This is a genomic window from Streptococcus mitis, assembly GCF_003942865.1.
In the GTDB taxonomy this organism is placed as follows: Bacteria; Bacillota; Bacilli; order Lactobacillales; family Streptococcaceae; genus Streptococcus; species Streptococcus mitis_BI.
This window is the reverse complement of the sequence record NZ_RJNZ01000019.1, coordinates 1-15623: the sequence shown is the minus strand read 5'-3', so window position 1 is coordinate 15623 and position 15623 is coordinate 1. Positions and strand designations below refer to the sequence as shown.

The 15623-nt window shown below is 37.7% G+C and carries 12 protein-coding genes, 1 tRNA gene and 1 pseudogene; 11 read left to right on the top strand and 3 right to left on the bottom strand.

Going from position 1 to position 15623, the window contains the following annotated elements; genetic code table 11:
• Positions 1-145, bottom strand: a pseudogene (locus tag D8845_RS10025) (ISL3 family transposase); the annotation flags it as partial.
• 293 nt (positions 146-438) lie between these two features.
• Positions 439-526 (bottom strand) — tRNA-Ser (locus tag D8845_RS10020).
• A 161-nt stretch (positions 527-687) separates the two neighbouring features.
• On the opposite strand from D8845_RS10020, the gene D8845_RS10015 reads away from it, so the two are divergent.
• The 4 genes from D8845_RS10015 to D8845_RS10000 all read left to right on the top strand — a co-directional run bounded on the left by D8845_RS10015 (position 688) and on the right by D8845_RS10000 (position 6677).
• Positions 688-1428: a DeoR/GlpR family DNA-binding transcription regulator gene (locus D8845_RS10015; RefSeq protein WP_125453325.1), complete on the top strand. Its 741-nt coding sequence runs from the start codon at positions 688-690 to the stop codon at positions 1426-1428.
• The gene (pfkB, locus tag D8845_RS10010; RefSeq protein WP_125453324.1) at positions 1425-2336 is read left to right on the top strand and encodes a 1-phosphofructokinase; all 912 of its coding nucleotides are present in this window, start codon (positions 1425-1427) and stop codon (positions 2334-2336) included. Before D8845_RS10015 ends, pfkB begins: the two co-directional genes overlap by 4 nt.
• A complete protein-coding gene (locus D8845_RS10005; protein WP_125453323.1) occupies positions 2333-4285 on the top strand; it encodes a PTS fructose transporter subunit IIABC in 1953 nt (650 codons plus the stop codon). Before pfkB ends, D8845_RS10005 begins: the two co-directional genes overlap by 4 nt.
• A gap of 88 nt (positions 4286-4373) precedes the next feature.
• Complete coding sequence (locus tag D8845_RS10000; RefSeq protein ID WP_125453322.1) at positions 4374-6677, top strand: DNA translocase FtsK; 2304 nt, start codon at positions 4374-4376, stop codon at positions 6675-6677.
• A 44-nt stretch (positions 6678-6721) separates the two neighbouring features.
• Here the strand turns inward: D8845_RS10000 and D8845_RS09995 are convergent, their stop codons facing one another.
• Positions 6722-7153 carry a DUF6556 family protein gene (locus tag D8845_RS09995; protein WP_125453321.1) on the bottom strand — a complete coding sequence of 144 codons (432 nt, stop codon included), beginning with the start codon at positions 7151-7153 and terminating at the stop codon, positions 6722-6724.
• Positions 7154-7291: 138 nt separating this feature from the next.
• Here D8845_RS09995 and D8845_RS09990 point away from each other — a divergent pair, with 138 nt between their 5' ends.
• The 7 genes from D8845_RS09990 to D8845_RS09960 form a co-directional block, all read left to right on the top strand.
• Positions 7292-8434 (top strand): cysteine desulfurase family protein, encoded by a 1143-nt coding sequence (locus D8845_RS09990; protein WP_125453320.1) that lies wholly within the window; start codon positions 7292-7294, stop codon positions 8432-8434.
• 8 nt (positions 8435-8442) lie between these two features.
• The gene (gene thiI / locus D8845_RS09985; RefSeq protein WP_125453319.1) at positions 8443-9657 is read left to right on the top strand and encodes a tRNA uracil 4-sulfurtransferase ThiI; all 1215 of its coding nucleotides are present in this window, start codon (positions 8443-8445) and stop codon (positions 9655-9657) included.
• Positions 9658-9805: 148 nt separating this feature from the next.
• Positions 9806-10033 (top strand): hypothetical protein, encoded by a 228-nt coding sequence (locus D8845_RS09980; protein ID WP_125453318.1) that lies wholly within the window; start codon positions 9806-9808, stop codon positions 10031-10033.
• A gap of 150 nt (positions 10034-10183) precedes the next feature.
• On the top strand, positions 10184-10660 hold the full coding sequence (gene pezA / locus D8845_RS09975) for a type II toxin-antitoxin system antitoxin PezA (RefSeq protein WP_125453317.1): 477 nt from the start codon (positions 10184-10186) through the stop codon (positions 10658-10660).
• Complete coding sequence (gene pezT, locus D8845_RS09970; protein WP_125453316.1) at positions 10660-11430, top strand: type II toxin-antitoxin system toxin PezT; 771 nt, start codon at positions 10660-10662, stop codon at positions 11428-11430. The genes pezA and pezT overlap by 1 nt, the downstream gene beginning before the upstream one ends.
• Positions 11431-11442: 12 nt before the next feature.
• Positions 11443-13668, top strand: coding sequence for an AAA family ATPase (locus D8845_RS09965; protein ID WP_125453315.1), 2226 nt, complete (start codon positions 11443-11445; stop codon positions 13666-13668).
• Positions 13669-13671: 3 nt separating this feature from the next.
• The coding region (locus D8845_RS09960; RefSeq protein WP_142998979.1) for a UvrD-helicase domain-containing protein at positions 13672-15623 on the top strand (1952 nt) is incomplete at its 3' end.

Genomic DNA, 15623 nt, shown 5'->3' with positions numbered 1-15623 from the left:
GACTTCCACAATTAGGACAATGTGGAGCCTCATAATCGAGATTAGCGATGATTTCCTTGTGTGTATCCATATTGATGATATCTACAATCTTGATGTTTGGGCCTTTAATATCAAGGAGTTTTGTGATAAAATGTAATTGTTCCATATGAATCTTTCTAATGAGTTGTTTTGTCGCTTTTCATTATAGATCTTATGGGACTTTTTTTCTACACAAAAATAGGCTCCATAAGATCCATAGGGGATTTACCCACTACAAATATTATAGAGCCTGTTAAATCAACGTTTTTTATTTTTGTCTTTGGTATTCCTTGGTATTCTTTTGCGAAAAAGGATACAACAAAGGAGTCACAAACAGACCCTAAAACAGACCGTCTTTTTAAAAAAGCGATAAAAAAGGATACAACATTTGTTGATCCTAGAAATAATTTTCCTTTTCCACGGAAGACATGGGATTCGAACCCACGCACGCTGTTACACGCCTACCGCGTTTCCAACACGGCCTCTTAAGCCTCTTGAGTAATCTTCCAATACTTACTCAAATAGTCTACCATAAAGGCCCTTATCTTGCAATAAAAATTCTGGAAATAAGAAAAATGATAGAATTTGAAAGAAAATGATAAAAAATGCTTGACTTTGAAAGAAAGTATGATAGAATGAATAGTGTAAACGATAACAGGAGGTGATTCAGTGTTAAAAACAGAGCGGAAGCAACTGATTCTAGAGGAGTTAAATCAACATCATGTAGTTTCTCTAGAAAAATTAGTTAGTTTGCTAGAAACGTCAGAATCAACGGTTCGAAGAGATTTGGATGAGTTGGAAGCGGAAAACAAGCTTCGTCGCGTGCATGGTGGAGCAGAATTGCCCCATTCCTTGCAGGAAGAAGAAACCATTCAAGAAAAATCTTTCAAAAACCTTCAAGAGAAGAAGTTGCTAGCTCAGAAGGCGGCCTCTCTCATCAAGGAACAAGATGTCGTCTTTATTGATGCTGGAACAACAACTGCTTTTTTGATCCATGAATTGGTCAATAAGAATATTACTGTTGTGACAAATTCGATTCACCATGCCGCACAGTTGGTTGAAAAGCAGATTCCAACTGTCATGGTTGGAGGAAGTGTCAAGATGGCGACAGATGCTAGCATCGGGGGCGTTGCTCTTAACCAGATTAACCAATTGCACTTTGACCGTGCCTTTATCGGGATGAATGGTGTGGACGATAGCTATTATACGACTCCTGATATGGAGGAGGGGGCTGTGAAGCGTGCTATTTTAGAGAATGCCAAACAGACCTATGTCTTGGTCGATTCGTCTAAAATTGGACAAACTTGCTTTGCCAAGGTAGCACCACTCAAACGAGCTATTGTTATCACAAGTCAAGGGCATGAGCTCTTGCAGGCTATTAAGGAGAAAACGGAGGTAATAGAAGTATGATTTATACAGTCACACTCAATCCATCCATTGACTATATCGTTCGTTTGGACCAAGTCCAAGTTGGTAGTGTCAATCGTATGGACAGTGATGATAAGTTTGCTGGTGGGAAAGGAATCAATGTCAGTCGTGTCTTGAAACGCTTGGATATTCCAAATACAGCGACTGGATTTATCGGTGGCTTTACTGGTAAATTTATCACAGATACTTTAGTAGAGGAAGAAATCGAGACACGTTTTGTCCAAGTGGCAGAAGATACTCGTATCAATGTTAAAATCAAAGCAGAACAAGAAACAGAAATCAACGGAACGGGTCCAACTGTTGAACCAGCTCAGCTAGAAGAGTTGAAAGCTATTTTATCTAGTTTGACTGCAGAAGATACGGTTGTCTTTGCTGGTTCAAGTGCTAAGAATCTAGGAAATGTCATCTACAAGGATTTGATTGCCTTGACGCGCCAGACTGGTGCGCAAGTAGTTTGTGACTTTGAAGGACAGACCTTGATTGATAGTTTGGATTACCAGCCACTTTTGGTTAAACCAAACAATCACGAACTAGGAGCTATCTTTGGGGTTAAACTCGAAAGTTTGGATCAAATTGAGAAATACGCTCGTGAGTTACTGGCTAAAGGTGCTCAAAACGTCATTATCTCTATGGCTGGTGATGGTGCCCTTCTGGTAACATCTGAGGGAGCTTACTTCGCTAAACCTATCAAGGGAACAGTCAAAAATTCAGTCGGAGCTGGTGATTCTATGGTTGCCGGATTCACGGGTGAATTTGTCAAATCAAAAGACGCGGTAGAAGCATTCAAATGGGGAGTGGCTTGCGGAACCGCAACTACCTTCTCAGATGACTTGGCAACGGCAGAATTTATTAAAGAAACATATGAAAAAGTTGAGGTAGAAAAACGATGAAAATTCAAGACCTATTGAGAAAAGATGTTATGTTGCTGGATTTGCAAGCAATTGAAAAAACTGCTGTCATCGAAGAGATGATTAAAAGCTTGACAGATCACGGTTATGTGATAGATTTTGAAACTTTTAAAGAAGGCATTTTGGCGCGTGAAGCTTTGACTTCTACTGGTTTAGGAGACGGTATCGCAATGCCTCACAGCAAAAATGCTGCTGTCAAAGAAGCGACTGTTCTCTTTGCTAAGTCAAACAAGGGTGTTGATTATGAGAGCTTGGATGGACAAGCTACTGACCTCTTCTTTATGATTGCGGCTCCAGAAGGTGCCAATGATACCCATTTGGCAGCCTTGGCAGAATTGTCTCAATACTTGATGAAAGACGGTTTTGCTGACAAACTTCGTCAAGCAACATCAGCTGATCAAGTCATCGAGCTCTTTGACCAAGCTTCAGAAAAAACTGAGGAGTCTGTTCAAGTACCTACCAATGACTCTAGTGACTTTATCGTTGCCGTTACAGCTTGTACGACAGGTATTGCCCACACTTACATGGCCCAAGAAGCCCTTCAAAAAGTGGCTGCTGAAATGGGGGTTGGTATCAAGGTTGAAACTAACGGTGCTAGCGGTGTTGGCAACAAATTGACAGCAGAAGATATTCGTAAGGCTAAAGCTGTCATCATCGCTGCGGATAAAGCGGTTGAGATGGACCGTTTTGATGGCAAACCATTGGTCAATCGTCCAGTTGCAGACGGTATCCGTAAGACAGAAGAGTTGATTAACTTGGCTCTTTCTGGAAATGCTGAAGTCTACCGTGCTGCTAACGGAGCACAAGCTTCAACAGCATCTAACGAAAAACAAAGTATCGGTGGAGCTTTCTACAAACACTTGATGAGTGGTGTATCCCAAATGTTGCCATTCGTTATCGGTGGTGGTATCATGATTGCCCTTGCCTTCTTGATTGACGGTGCTTTGGGTGTTCCTAATGAAAATCTTGGTAATCTTGGTTCCTACCATGAGCTAGCTTCTATGTTCATGAAAATTGGTGGAGCTGCCTTTGGTATAATGCTTCCAGTCTTTGCCGGATATGTTGCCTACTCAATCGCTGAAAAACCAGGTTTGGTAGCCGGTTTCGTAGCTGGAGCCATTGCTAAAGAAGGTTTTGCCTTTGGTAAAATCCCTTATGCAGCAGGTGGTGAAGCAACTTCAACTCTTGCAGGAGTATCATCTGGTTTCCTAGGTGCCCTTGTGGGTGGATTTATCGCAGGTGCCTTGGTTCTTGCTATCAAGAAATATGTCAAAGTGCCACGTTCACTTGAAGGTGCAAAATCTATTCTCATCTTGCCACTTCTTGGAACAATCTTGACTGGATTTGTTATGCTAGCTGTTAACATCCCAATGGCAGCAATCAACACTGCCATGAATGACTTCCTAGGCGGTCTTGGAGGAGGTTCAGCTGTCCTTCTTGGTATCGTCCTTGGAGGAATGATGGCTGTCGATATGGGTGGACCAGTCAACAAAGCGGCTTATGTCTTTGGTACAGGTACGCTTGCAGCAACTGTTTCTTCAGGTGGTTCTGTAGCTATGGCAGCAGTTATGGCTGGAGGAATGGTGCCACCACTTGCCATCTTTGTCGCAACACTTCTTTTCAAAGATAAATTTACCAAAGAAGAACGTAACTCTGGTTTGACAAACATCATCATGGGCTTGTCATTTATCACTGAGGGAGCGATTCCATTTGGTGCCGCTGACCCAGCTCGTGCGATCCCAAGCTTCGTCCTTGGTTCAGCAGTAGCAGGTGGCCTCGTTGGTCTTACTGGTATCAAACTCATGGCGCCACACGGAGGAATCTTCGTGATCGCCCTTACTTCAAATGCTCTCCTTTACCTCGTTTCTGTCTTGGTAGGAGCAATCGTAAGTGGTGTGGTCTATGGTTACCTACGCAAACCTCAAGCATAAAACTTAGATATAAAATGAAAAGATTGGACCGTTTGGTGCAGTCTTTTTCTCTTTCCGAAATGCCTGTGAAATATGGTATAATAGAAGAATGGCAAACAAGAATACAAGTAAAATAAGACGGAGACCGTCTAAAGCAGAACTCGAAAGAAAAGAAGCGATTCAACGAATGTTGATTTCGTTGGGAATCGCGCTTTTATTGATTTTCGCAGCCTTCAAATTGGGGGCTGCAGGTATTACCCTTTACAATTTAATACGCTTGCTGGTAGGAAGCTTAGCTTATCTGGCAATATTTGGACTTTTGATCTATCTCTTCTTTTTCAAGTGGATACGAAAACAGGAAGGGCTCCTATCTGGATTTTTCACCATATTTGCTGGCTTGCTCTTGATTTTTGAGGCCTATTTGGTTTGGAAATATGGTTTGGACAAGTCAGTATTAAAAGGAACCATGGCTCAGGTCGTGACGGATTTGACTGGTTTTCGAACGACCAGTTTTGCTGGTGGGGGCTTGATTGGTGTCGCTCTTTATATGCCAATCGCCTTTCTCTTTTCAAATATCGGTACTTACTTTATCGGTTCTATCTTGATTTTAGCAGGCGCTCTCCTAGTCAGTCCTTGGTCTGTTTACGATATTGCTGAATTTTTCAGTAGAAGCTTTGCTAAATGGCGAGAAGGGCATGAGCGTCGAAAAGAAGAACGCTTTGTCAAACAAGAAGAAAAAGCTCGCCAAAAGGCTGAGGAAGAGGCTAGATTAGAACAAGAGGAGGCTGAAAAAGCTTTACTCGATTTGCCTCCTGTTGATATGGAAACGGGCGAAATTCTGACAGAAGAACCTGTTCAGAATCTTCCACCTGTTCCGGAAGAAGAGTGGGTAGAACCAGAAATCATCTTACCTCAACCTGAACTTGAATTCCATGAACAGGAAGATGGCTCTGACGATGAAGATGTACAGGTTGATTTTTCAGCCAAGGAAGCCCTTGAATACAAACTTCCAAGTTTACAACTCTTTGCTCCAGATAAACCCAAGGACCAGTCTAAAGAGAAGAAAATCGTCCGAGAAAATATCAAAATTCTAGAAGAAACCTTTGCTAGCTTTGGTATCAAGGTAACAGTTGAACGGGCTGAAATTGGACCATCAGTGACCAAGTATGAAGTCAAGCCAGCAGTCGGTGTGCGGGTCAACCGCATTTCCAATCTCGCAGATGACCTCGCTCTAGCCTTGGCGGCTAAGGATGTTCGAATCGAAGCTCCTATCCCAGGGAAATCTCTAGTCGGAATCGAGGTTCCCAACTCTGAGATTGCGACCGTTTCTTTCCGTGAACTATGGGAACAATCTCAAACGAAAGCAGAAAATCTCTTGGAAATTCCTTTAGGGAAGGCTGTTAATGGAACCGCAAGAGCTTTTGACCTTTCTAAAATGCCCCACTTGCTAGTCGCAGGTTCAACGGGTTCAGGGAAGTCAGTAGCTGTTAACGGCATTATCGCTAGCATCCTCATGAAGGCGAGACCTGACCAAGTTAAATTTATGATGGTGGACCCTAAGATGGTTGAGTTGTCTGTTTACAATGACATTCCTCACCTCTTGATTCCAGTTGTGACCAATCCACGCAAAGCCAGCAAGGCCCTGCAAAAGGTTGTGGATGAAATGGAAAACCGTTATGAACTCTTTGCCAAGGTGGGAGTTCGGAATATTGCAGGCTTTAATGTCAAGGTAGAAGAGTTCAATGCCCAGTCTGATTACAAGCAGATTCCGCTACCGCTCATTGTCGTGATTGTGGATGAGTTGGCTGATCTCATGATGGTGGCAAGCAAGGAAGTGGAAGATGCTATCATCCGTCTAGGACAGAAGGCACGTGCTGCAGGTATTCACATGATTCTTGCAACCCAGCGTCCATCGGTTGATGTCATTTCTGGTCTGATCAAGGCCAATGTCCCATCTCGAGTGGCTTTTGCGGTTTCATCAGGGACAGACTCCCGTACTATCTTGGATGAAAATGGAGCTGAGAAACTACTTGGCCGAGGGGACATGCTCTTTAAACCGATTGATGAAAATCATCCAGTTCGTCTACAAGGATCCTTTATCTCGGATGATGATGTCGAGCGCATCGTAAACTTCATTAAGGCTCAAGCAGATGCGGACTACGATGAGAGTTTTGATCCCGGTGAGGTTTCTGAAAATGAAGGAGAATTTTCAGATGGTGAATCTGGTGGTGATCCGCTCTTTGAAGAAGCCAAGGCTTTGGTGATCGAAACCCAGAAAGCCAGCGCATCTATGATTCAGCGTCGTTTGTCAGTTGGATTTAACCGTGCGACCCGTCTCATGGAAGAGCTTGAGATGGCAGGTGTCATTGGTCCAGCTGAAGGTACCAAACCAAGAAAAGTTTTACAACAATAAAAAAATAGCTTCTTTCCAAGTTTGGAGAGAAGCTATTTTACTGGCTATTGATTACTTTTATTTTCTGAAGTTGGAGTATTATTGGACTGTTTTTCATTATCAGCGGCAGGTTTACTTGGGGTAGGAGTAGAAGAATCCTGAGTTGATGCTTTCTGCTCTTCTTTTTTCTCTTCCTTGACGCTAGATTTTGGTGTTTCCTCTTGTTGTGGTTTTTCTTGAGAAGTGTTATTTTCCTTATTAGGACTAGTGTTTTCCTGAGGGGATTCCTTTTGAATTTCTTTGACAATTGTTGTCGTCTGGCTTGTCGTAGGTTCTTTTTTAGTATTTTTGTTATTATCCAAGGCGTTCATGATAGTGATACTAGCGGTAATTAAGCCAAGAATACTACCGATAGTAGCAACGGTTTTTTGAAAGACCGTAAAGCCTTTTTTGATGTGTTCTGTTTTTGGTTTTGAAGTTCTACGATAATTAGACATGCATTCTCTCCTTTAATTAAAATTTATTATACCGCATTTCTTTAAAAAAATCTTAAAAAAAGAGGAATTGCCCTTTCTTGTCGCAAGCTCCGTTTCATGATACAATAGAGGGAGTGATTTTAGAAAGCGTGAGAAAACATGATTTACTTTGATAATTCGGCGACGACCAAGCCCTATCCTGAAGTACTTGAAACCTATATGCAGGTCGCTTCAAAAATTTTAGGAAATCCATCTAGTCTCCATAGTTTGGGAGACCAGGCAACACGAATCTTAGATGCTTCTCGCCAACAGATTGCAGATTTAATCGGTAAGAAAAGTGAGGAAATCTTCTTTACTTCTGGTGGAACAGAAGGGGATAACTGGATCATCAAGGGTGTGGCCTTTGAAAAATCCCAGTTTGGCAAGCACATCATCGTATCAGCCATTGAACATCCGGCAGTCAAAGAGTCAGCACTCTGGTTGAAATCTCAAGGTTTTGAAGTGGATTTTGCTCCAGTTGATAACAAAGGATTTGTGGATGTAGAGGCACTAGCAGATTTGATAAGACCTGATACGACCCTCGTTTCCGTCATGGCTGTGAACAATGAAATTGGCTCGATTCAACCTATTCAAGCTATTTCAGAACTGTTAGCAGACAAGCCGACTATTTCCTTCCACGTTGATGCGGTTCAGGCTCTTGCCAAGATTCCGACTGAAAAATATTTGACTGATCGAGTGGATTTCGCGACCTTCTCTAGTCACAAGTTCCACGGAGTTCGTGGTGTTGGTTTTGTCTATATCAAGTCTGGCAAGAAGATTACGCCTCTTTTGACAGGTGGTGGTCAGGAGCGAGATTATCGTTCGACAACTGAAAATGTGGCAGGAATTGCAGCGACAGCCAAGGCTCTCCGTTTATCGATGGAAAAGCTAGATATCTTTACTAGCAAGACTGGGCAGATGAAGGCAGTGATTCGTCAAGCACTTCTGGACTATCCAGATATTTTTGTCTTTTCAGATGAGGAAGACTTTGCCCCTCATATCCTGACTTTTGGAATCAAGGGTGTTCGTGGAGAAGTCATTGTTCACGCCTTTGAAGACTATGATATTTTCATCTCAACGACCTCTGCTTGTTCTTCCAAGGCTGGGAAACCTGCAGGCACCTTGATTGCCATGGGAGTGGATAAAGATAAGGCCCAGTCAGCCGTGCGTCTTAGCCTAGACCTTGAAAATGATATGAGTCAGGTTGAGCAGTTTTTGACCAAGTTAAAATTGATTTACAATCAAACTAGAAAAGTAAGATAGGAGCATTCATGCAGTATTCAGAAATTATGATTCGCTACGGTGAGCTGTCAACCAAGGGCAAAAACCGTATGCGTTTCATCAATAAACTTCGCAATAATATTTCAGACGTTTTGTCTATCTATCCCCAAGTTAAGGTAACGGCAGATCGTGACCGTGCCCACGCTTACCTCAATGGAGCAGATTACACAGCAGTAGCAGAATCGCTCAAACAAGTTTTTGGAATTCAAAACTTTTCCCCTGTTTATAAGGTTGAAAAATCTGTAGAAGTTCTGAAGTCTGCTGTCCAAGAGATTATGCAGGACATCTACAAGGATGGCATGACCTTTAAAATTTCTAGCAAGCGTAGCGACCACAACTTTGAGTTGGATAGTCGTGAACTCAACCAAACACTTGGAGGGGCTGTATTCGAAGCCATTCCAAATGTGAAAGCTCAAATGAAAAGTCCTGATATCAATCTCCAAGTGGAGATTCGTGAAGAAGCAGCCTATCTTTCTTATGAAACCATTCGTGGGGCTGGTGGTTTGCCAGTTGGAACTTCAGGTAAAGGGATGCTCATGTTGTCAGGAGGGATTGACTCACCTGTAGCAGGTTATCTTGCGCTGAAACGTGGTGTAGATATTGAGGCAGTTCACTTTGCCAGTCCACCTTACACGAGTCCTGGTGCTCTTAAAAAAGCCCAAGATTTGACCCGTAAATTAACCAAGTTTGGTGGAAATATCCAGTTTATCGAAGTTCCTTTTACAGAGATTCAAGAGGAAATCAAGGCTAAAGCGCCAGAAGCTTACTTGATGACTCTAACTCGTCGCTTTATGATGCGGATTACCGATCGTATTCGTGAGGTACGAAATGGTTTAGTTATCATCAATGGGGAAAGCCTAGGTCAAGTAGCCAGCCAAACCTTGGAGAGCATGCAGGCTATCAATGCAGTTACCAATACTCCCATCATCCGTCCAGTTGTGACAATGGATAAGTTGGAAATCATTGACATTGCTCAGGAAATTGACACCTTTGACATTTCTATCCAACCTTTTGAAGACTGTTGTACCATTTTTGCGCCAGATCGTCCAAAGACCAATCCTAAGATTAAGAATGCGGAGCAGTACGAAGCGCGTATGGATGTTGAAGGATTAGTAGAGCGAGCTGTGGCTGGAATTATGATTACTGAGATTACACCTCAAGCTGAAAAAGATGAAGTTGATGACTTGATTGATAATTTGCTATAATCAGAAAATCCAAAAGAATTTAGAAAAACAAATGAAAAAGTTAGTTTTTAATCCAAAAATGGGAACAAAACTAACTTTTTTTCTATAATTGTGATATAATAAAAATAGAGAAGGTTTATCAATCAAAAACAGGAGAGGAGTTACAAAAATGGCAGTAGTATCATTGGAAAATAATATTAAACTATATAGTTCAGAATTATTTCAAGCACTATTAAAAGCCTCTAATTATAAATTGGATAAGCGTATTGCTCAGACTGTTGCAGAAGGCTATGCTCGTAATCTAGATTATTCTGATTCTGAACTGATGCATGTTGGTGTAACTTCGGTTGCTAACAATCTGCTTACAAAAATTAAACAAGAGTATTTTAATGTATAGTATTTTGAAAAGCCACCGCAAAGGAATTACTCTTTAGGTGGCTTTTATAGAAGTAAAGTTTAGACTAGAAAAATAAGAAACAACGCACCAAAATTGGTGCGTTTTGCTTTTTTATGATATAATGGAATTATAAAAATGGAGGAGTTTGCCATGATTGGAAAGAACATAAAATCCTTACGTAAAATACATGACTTAACACAACCCGAATTTGCACGGATTGTTGGTATTTCACGAAATAGTCTGAGTCGTTATGAAAATGGAACGAGTTCAGTCTCTACCGAATTAATAGACATCATTTGTCAGAAGTTTAATGTATCTTATGTAGATATTGTAGGAGAAGACAAAATGCTTAATCCTGTTGAAGATTATGAATTGACTTTAAAAATTGAAATTGTGAAGGAAAGAGGTGCTAATCTATTATCACGACTCTATCGTTATCAAGATAGTCAGGGAATTAGCATTGATGATGAATCTAATCCTTGGATTTTAATGAGTGATGATCTATCTAACTTGATTCATACGAATATCTATTTAGTAGAGAATTTTGATGAAATAGAGAGATATAGTGGCTATTTGGATGGAATTGAACGTATGTTAGAGATATCTGAAAAACGGATGGTAGCCTAATGGAAATCCAAGATTATACTGATAGTGAATTCAAACATGCTCTAGCACGGAATCTTCGCTCACTGACAAGAGGAAAAAAGTCCAGTAAGCAACCTATAGCGATTTTGCTTGGAGGGCAAAGTGGTGCTGGTAAGACTACAATTCATCGTATTAAACAGAAAGAATTTCAAGGAAATATTGTTATCATAGATGGTGATAGTTTTCGTTCTCAGCATCCACACTATTTAGAACTGCAGCAAGAATATGGCAAAGATAGTGTAGAATACACCAAAGATTTTGCAGGCAAAATGGTAGAGTCTTTAGTAACAGAATTGAGTTATTTGGGATACAATCTTTTGATAGAGGGAACTTTACGAACGATTGATGTTCCAAAGAAAACAGCACAACTATTAAAAAATAAGGGGTATGAGGTACAATTAGCCTTGATTGCGACAAAGCCAAAGCTGTCCTATTTGAGTACTCTTATCCGTTATGAAGAACTGTACGCTATTAATCCAAATCAAGCACGCGCAACTCCAAAAGAACATCATGATTTCATTGTAAATCATCTAGTTGATAATACACGGCAATTGGAAGAACTAGCTATCTTTGAAAGAATTCAAATTTATCAACGAGATAGAAGTTGTGTATATGATTCAAAAGAAAATACAACTCCAGCAGCAACCGTTCTTCATGATTTACTGTTTGGGGAGTGGAGTCAGGTAGAGAAAGAGATGTTGAAGATAGGGCAGGAACGGTTGAGAGAGTTAAGTATGAGAACCCCAAAATAGGAGAGAATTTTTATGTATTTAAAAAGTTTATCAATAAAAAATTATAGAAAATATGGCGAAGAGGTTCAGGTAATTAACTTCGCTCATAGCAAATGGCCAGAAATGTCAGGCGATGAAGATGAAATGCAAAAGTTAAATATAACAGAAGAGTATATATCAAAAAGTTCATCATTAATTGTAGGTAAAAATAATTCTGGTAAAAGTACAATTGTAAAATTATTAAATACACTACAAAATAGCAAGTCAGGTAGTCGTAGTATTTTCAAATACACCGATTTTAATTTAAAAATATTATCAGATTGGTATCATGAAAATATTGTCAATAAATCTGAAGAAGAGATAAAAAATATTGATAAATCTCATTTTCCTAAACTAGAATTTCAGTTGATATTAGGAATTGATGATGGCAATGATTTGATTTCAAGTTTTGAAGATATATTAATTTTAAGTGGTATAGAGGCAGTTGAAACTCATGAAAATCAAGAGATCTCTGAAGTGACTATCGATGTTAAGTATGAAGTTGTGGATGAAGTAGCTTTTTTAGAAGATCTGGTTAAAATTAAGACTAGCTATTTTAATGATAGTCAACAGTACGATGAACTATATAAAAAAGAGCTTCAATATCGACAATTTTTAGCTTTATTTAGCAGTAATTACTTTGTATTAAATTTTTATCCTATAGGAAGAGAGGAGCCAGCTAAAGAGTTTTCTCTATCTTCATTGTTTAAGGTGGATACAATAGAAGCGAATACGGTTAAAAATGACAAGACACTTTCGCAAGCTTACAACAAAATAGTTTCAACTTATATAAAAAATAATGATATTGAAGAGATTAATAGTTTAGTTGGTGGTATTAATTATCTAGTAAAGGGGATGGTTGATGCCAATATAAAGGATATTCTTCAAAGCGCCGTGTCTAGTATTGAATCAACTAAGAATCTAAAGATGAATTTACATCCAGATGTAACTTTAGAGAAAATTTTTGCAAATAGTATTATTTATGAGTACCAAGAGGGAAATAACAACATACCTGAGAGCCAGTTTGGTATGGGGTATACAAATTTGATGGTAATTATCGCAAAGATTGTTGATTATATTGAGCTATACAGTGAGAAAGATATTAATGGTTCAGTAAATATTCTTTGTATTGAAGAACCAGAGTCATTTATGCATCCACAGATGCAAGAGTTATTTATAAAAAATATTTCAAAAGCAATTGCGACATTACTAGGCAAAAAACAACAACTAGATACCTTTCAAATTATCATCACAACTCACTCAACCCATATTTTAAACAGTAAGATTCAATCAGGAAACACTCTAAATAATATTAGTTATCTAGGTCAAGCAGGTGTAAATAATATTATAAAAAACATAAGTGATGACGCAATAGTATCTGGTGTAGATATTGACAAAAAAGCTTATGAATATATCAAGAAATATTTAAGGCTAGAGGTGTCAGACATTTTCTTTGCTGATGCAGCCATTTTAGTTGAAGGTGTTTCAGAAGAAACCTATTTAAGATATGAAATTGATAAACATCCAATATTAAAAAATCATCATATTAAAGTTTATAGAATTGATGGCGCCTATGCTCATCAGTTCGTGAGTTTATTAGATTTGTTAGGAATCAAAACTGTTATTTTTACAGATATGGATTTGAAAAGAAAAGAGAAAGATGAAGACGGGGAAAAGATTGATATCCTTTCATACAATATTAATGATTTAAATATTCAATATGCAAATTCAACGGAGTGTTTGACTACAAATGGTACTCTACAATATTTTATAAAAAAAGAACTAAATGATAAAAAGGCAAAATATGACAAAATTAATCCAAAGTTAATTGACATGCTTGCTGATAAAGATGAGTTAGTTATTATTTGTGAAAATATTTCAATGTATTCTCAAGGTAAAATAAATGGATATTACGCGACTAGTTTTGAGGAGGCAATTGTTTTAACAAATGCAGGAAACGAAGATGAAAATAAATACAAGAAATCCTTGATTAAAGCACTACAATATGTCCATCCTAATATGAAGTATTTTGGTGATATTGATGAAACATCAGAAATAGCCGATAAATCTTATATGTATCAAGTTAAATTATCTGATGGAAAATCAAGATTTTCTACTGGGATTGTATATTTATCTGAAACTGATGACGACTTTAGCCTCAAACAACCTCAGTATATTGAATCAGGTTTGAACTCACTTTGTAGTTATTTTAAGGAGTAAACTATGACATATACGATTAGTCCAGAAAATAAACAACTAGAGTTAGATATTCAGCAAAAAATTAATAAATGTTTAGATAACTTTGAGAGTTTTTGTTTTGATGCCGGTGCTGGTGCAGGGAAAACCTATGCATTACAAAAGTCAATTGAACATATTTTGAAGACGGAGGGAGAAAATTTAAAATTACGAAATCAAAAAATCTTATGTATCACTTACACTAATGCCGCAAAAGATGAGATTCTTAGTCGGATTGGTAAAAATTCTGCTATACTGGTCTCTACAATTCATGAATTTCTATGGGAATTTATTTCTATTCAGCAAGAGTCACTGACTATAGAACATAAGAATAAAATAATTGATGAACTCCATGCTATTGATTGTAAAATAAATGAAAATTCTCTTTCTAGTAATGTGGTTCTGCCTGAGTTTCAAAATGTTGTTTGTAAGGATGATTTTATAAAAACTTTTTATAGTTATTACGGTATTTCTGCTAGAGATTTTAGAGATGCAATGAAAAATTATGATACTTACTTTGAGACTTATCTCAGTAATATTTCTAATTTTAAAAATCTGGTTAAGGACATTAATAAAAAGAGTAGATTATCAAAAACATTGAAGGATATTGAGGATAAAGAATCTAAAAAAATTATTTATAATCCAGTTCAAAACCGTGATAAACTTGAAAATTATGTCATTAGTCATGACACATTATTACTTTACTGTAAAAATATAATTACTAATNAAGATATATTAAAGAGATTATTTTCGGATAGGTATCCATATATTTTAATCGATGAGTACCAAGATACAGATGAAAAAGTTGTTGCTATTATTGATAGTATCAGGGAATATTCAAATTCTAGGAAAAAGTTAGTAGTAGGATTTTTTGGCGACTCCTTGCAAAATATTTATGGTTCGGGAGTGGGGATTCTTCCAAAAAAAGAAGAGTATAAGAGTATTGAGAAAGTCTTCAATCGGCGTTCTTCTATGCAAATAGTAGAGTTGATTGAAAAAATTAGAAACGACAATTTTGGGCAGCAATCTATATATACTGATTTTGATAATGGATCTTATAATTTTTATATCTCAGGTGATGATTTTAATATAGATACTTTTTTACAGGAAAATCACCTGATTAATAATACGGCCTGTCTTCTTATGAAAAATGATGATATTTCCAAAGCAAGAGGTTTTGATGAAATATTATCAGTATTGAAAAAGTTCCCTCGATTTAGTGGTGTTAACTTTGAGAATGTGTCTAATGAATTTTTACAGAAAAATTTACAGCATATGGGATGGTTTTTGAGAGAGATTTTAACTTTCATAGACTTCATTCAAAAGGTAAGGGATGATAATTCAACGGTTAGGGAGATTATTCAGTTTATAACATCGAATAAACCAAAACTAACATTTGCAGTAATGAAGCAATTTATTGGTAATTTGAGAGAGCCTAACCTATCTACATTATCAATTGATAGATGCATTGATGAAATTGCAAATATTCAGGAACCAATCTCAGGCAATGATATTCTAAAAAAAATATTTTCATTAGATGATATTGCTGAGAACATTTTGTTGAATATAAAGAATCGTGCTTATGATTATTTTTACTATTCTCAAGATTCGGAGGAATCAGAAAGAGAAATGACAGTTATTGATGAATTTTTTAATCTAGATATTTCTCAATTTATCAAGTGGTATAATTATATTTTTGATGATACGAAACAAGAGAGTATTAGTTACTATACCTTGCATGGTTCTAAGGGATTAGAATTTGATAATGTAGTTGTTGTATTACAAGATAATTTTGCTAGAAAAAATGATTATTGTAAATATTATTTTGAAAATTATGGGAATCCAGATTGCTTGGATAAACGCTTTAGTGAAGTTCGTAATTTGCTTTACGTTGCTTGTTCCAGAGCTAAATTAAATCTTCATGTAATTTATATTTGTAG

Coding starts and splice junctions, on each gene's coding strand:
- pfkB (WP_125453324.1), top strand. CDS start 1,425: ATGATTTATACAGTCACACTCAATCCATCCATTGACTATATCGTTCGT.
- D8845_RS10005 (WP_125453323.1), top strand. CDS start 2,333: ATGAAAATTCAAGACCTATTGAGAAAAGATGTTATGTTGCTGGATTTG.
- D8845_RS10000 (WP_125453322.1), top strand. CDS start 4,374: ATGGCAAACAAGAATACAAGTAAAATAAGACGGAGACCGTCTAAAGCA.
- D8845_RS09995 (WP_125453321.1), bottom strand. CDS start 7,153: ATGTCTAATTATCGTAGAACTTCAAAACCAAAAACAGAACACATCAAA.
- D8845_RS09990 (WP_125453320.1), top strand. CDS start 7,292: ATGATTTACTTTGATAATTCGGCGACGACCAAGCCCTATCCTGAAGTA.
- thiI (WP_125453319.1), top strand. CDS start 8,443: ATGCAGTATTCAGAAATTATGATTCGCTACGGTGAGCTGTCAACCAAG.
- D8845_RS09980 (WP_125453318.1), top strand. CDS start 9,806: ATGGCAGTAGTATCATTGGAAAATAATATTAAACTATATAGTTCAGAA.
- pezA (WP_125453317.1), top strand. CDS start 10,184: ATGATTGGAAAGAACATAAAATCCTTACGTAAAATACATGACTTAACA.
- pezT (WP_125453316.1), top strand. CDS start 10,660: ATGGAAATCCAAGATTATACTGATAGTGAATTCAAACATGCTCTAGCA.
- D8845_RS09965 (WP_125453315.1), top strand. CDS start 11,443: ATGTATTTAAAAAGTTTATCAATAAAAAATTATAGAAAATATGGCGAA.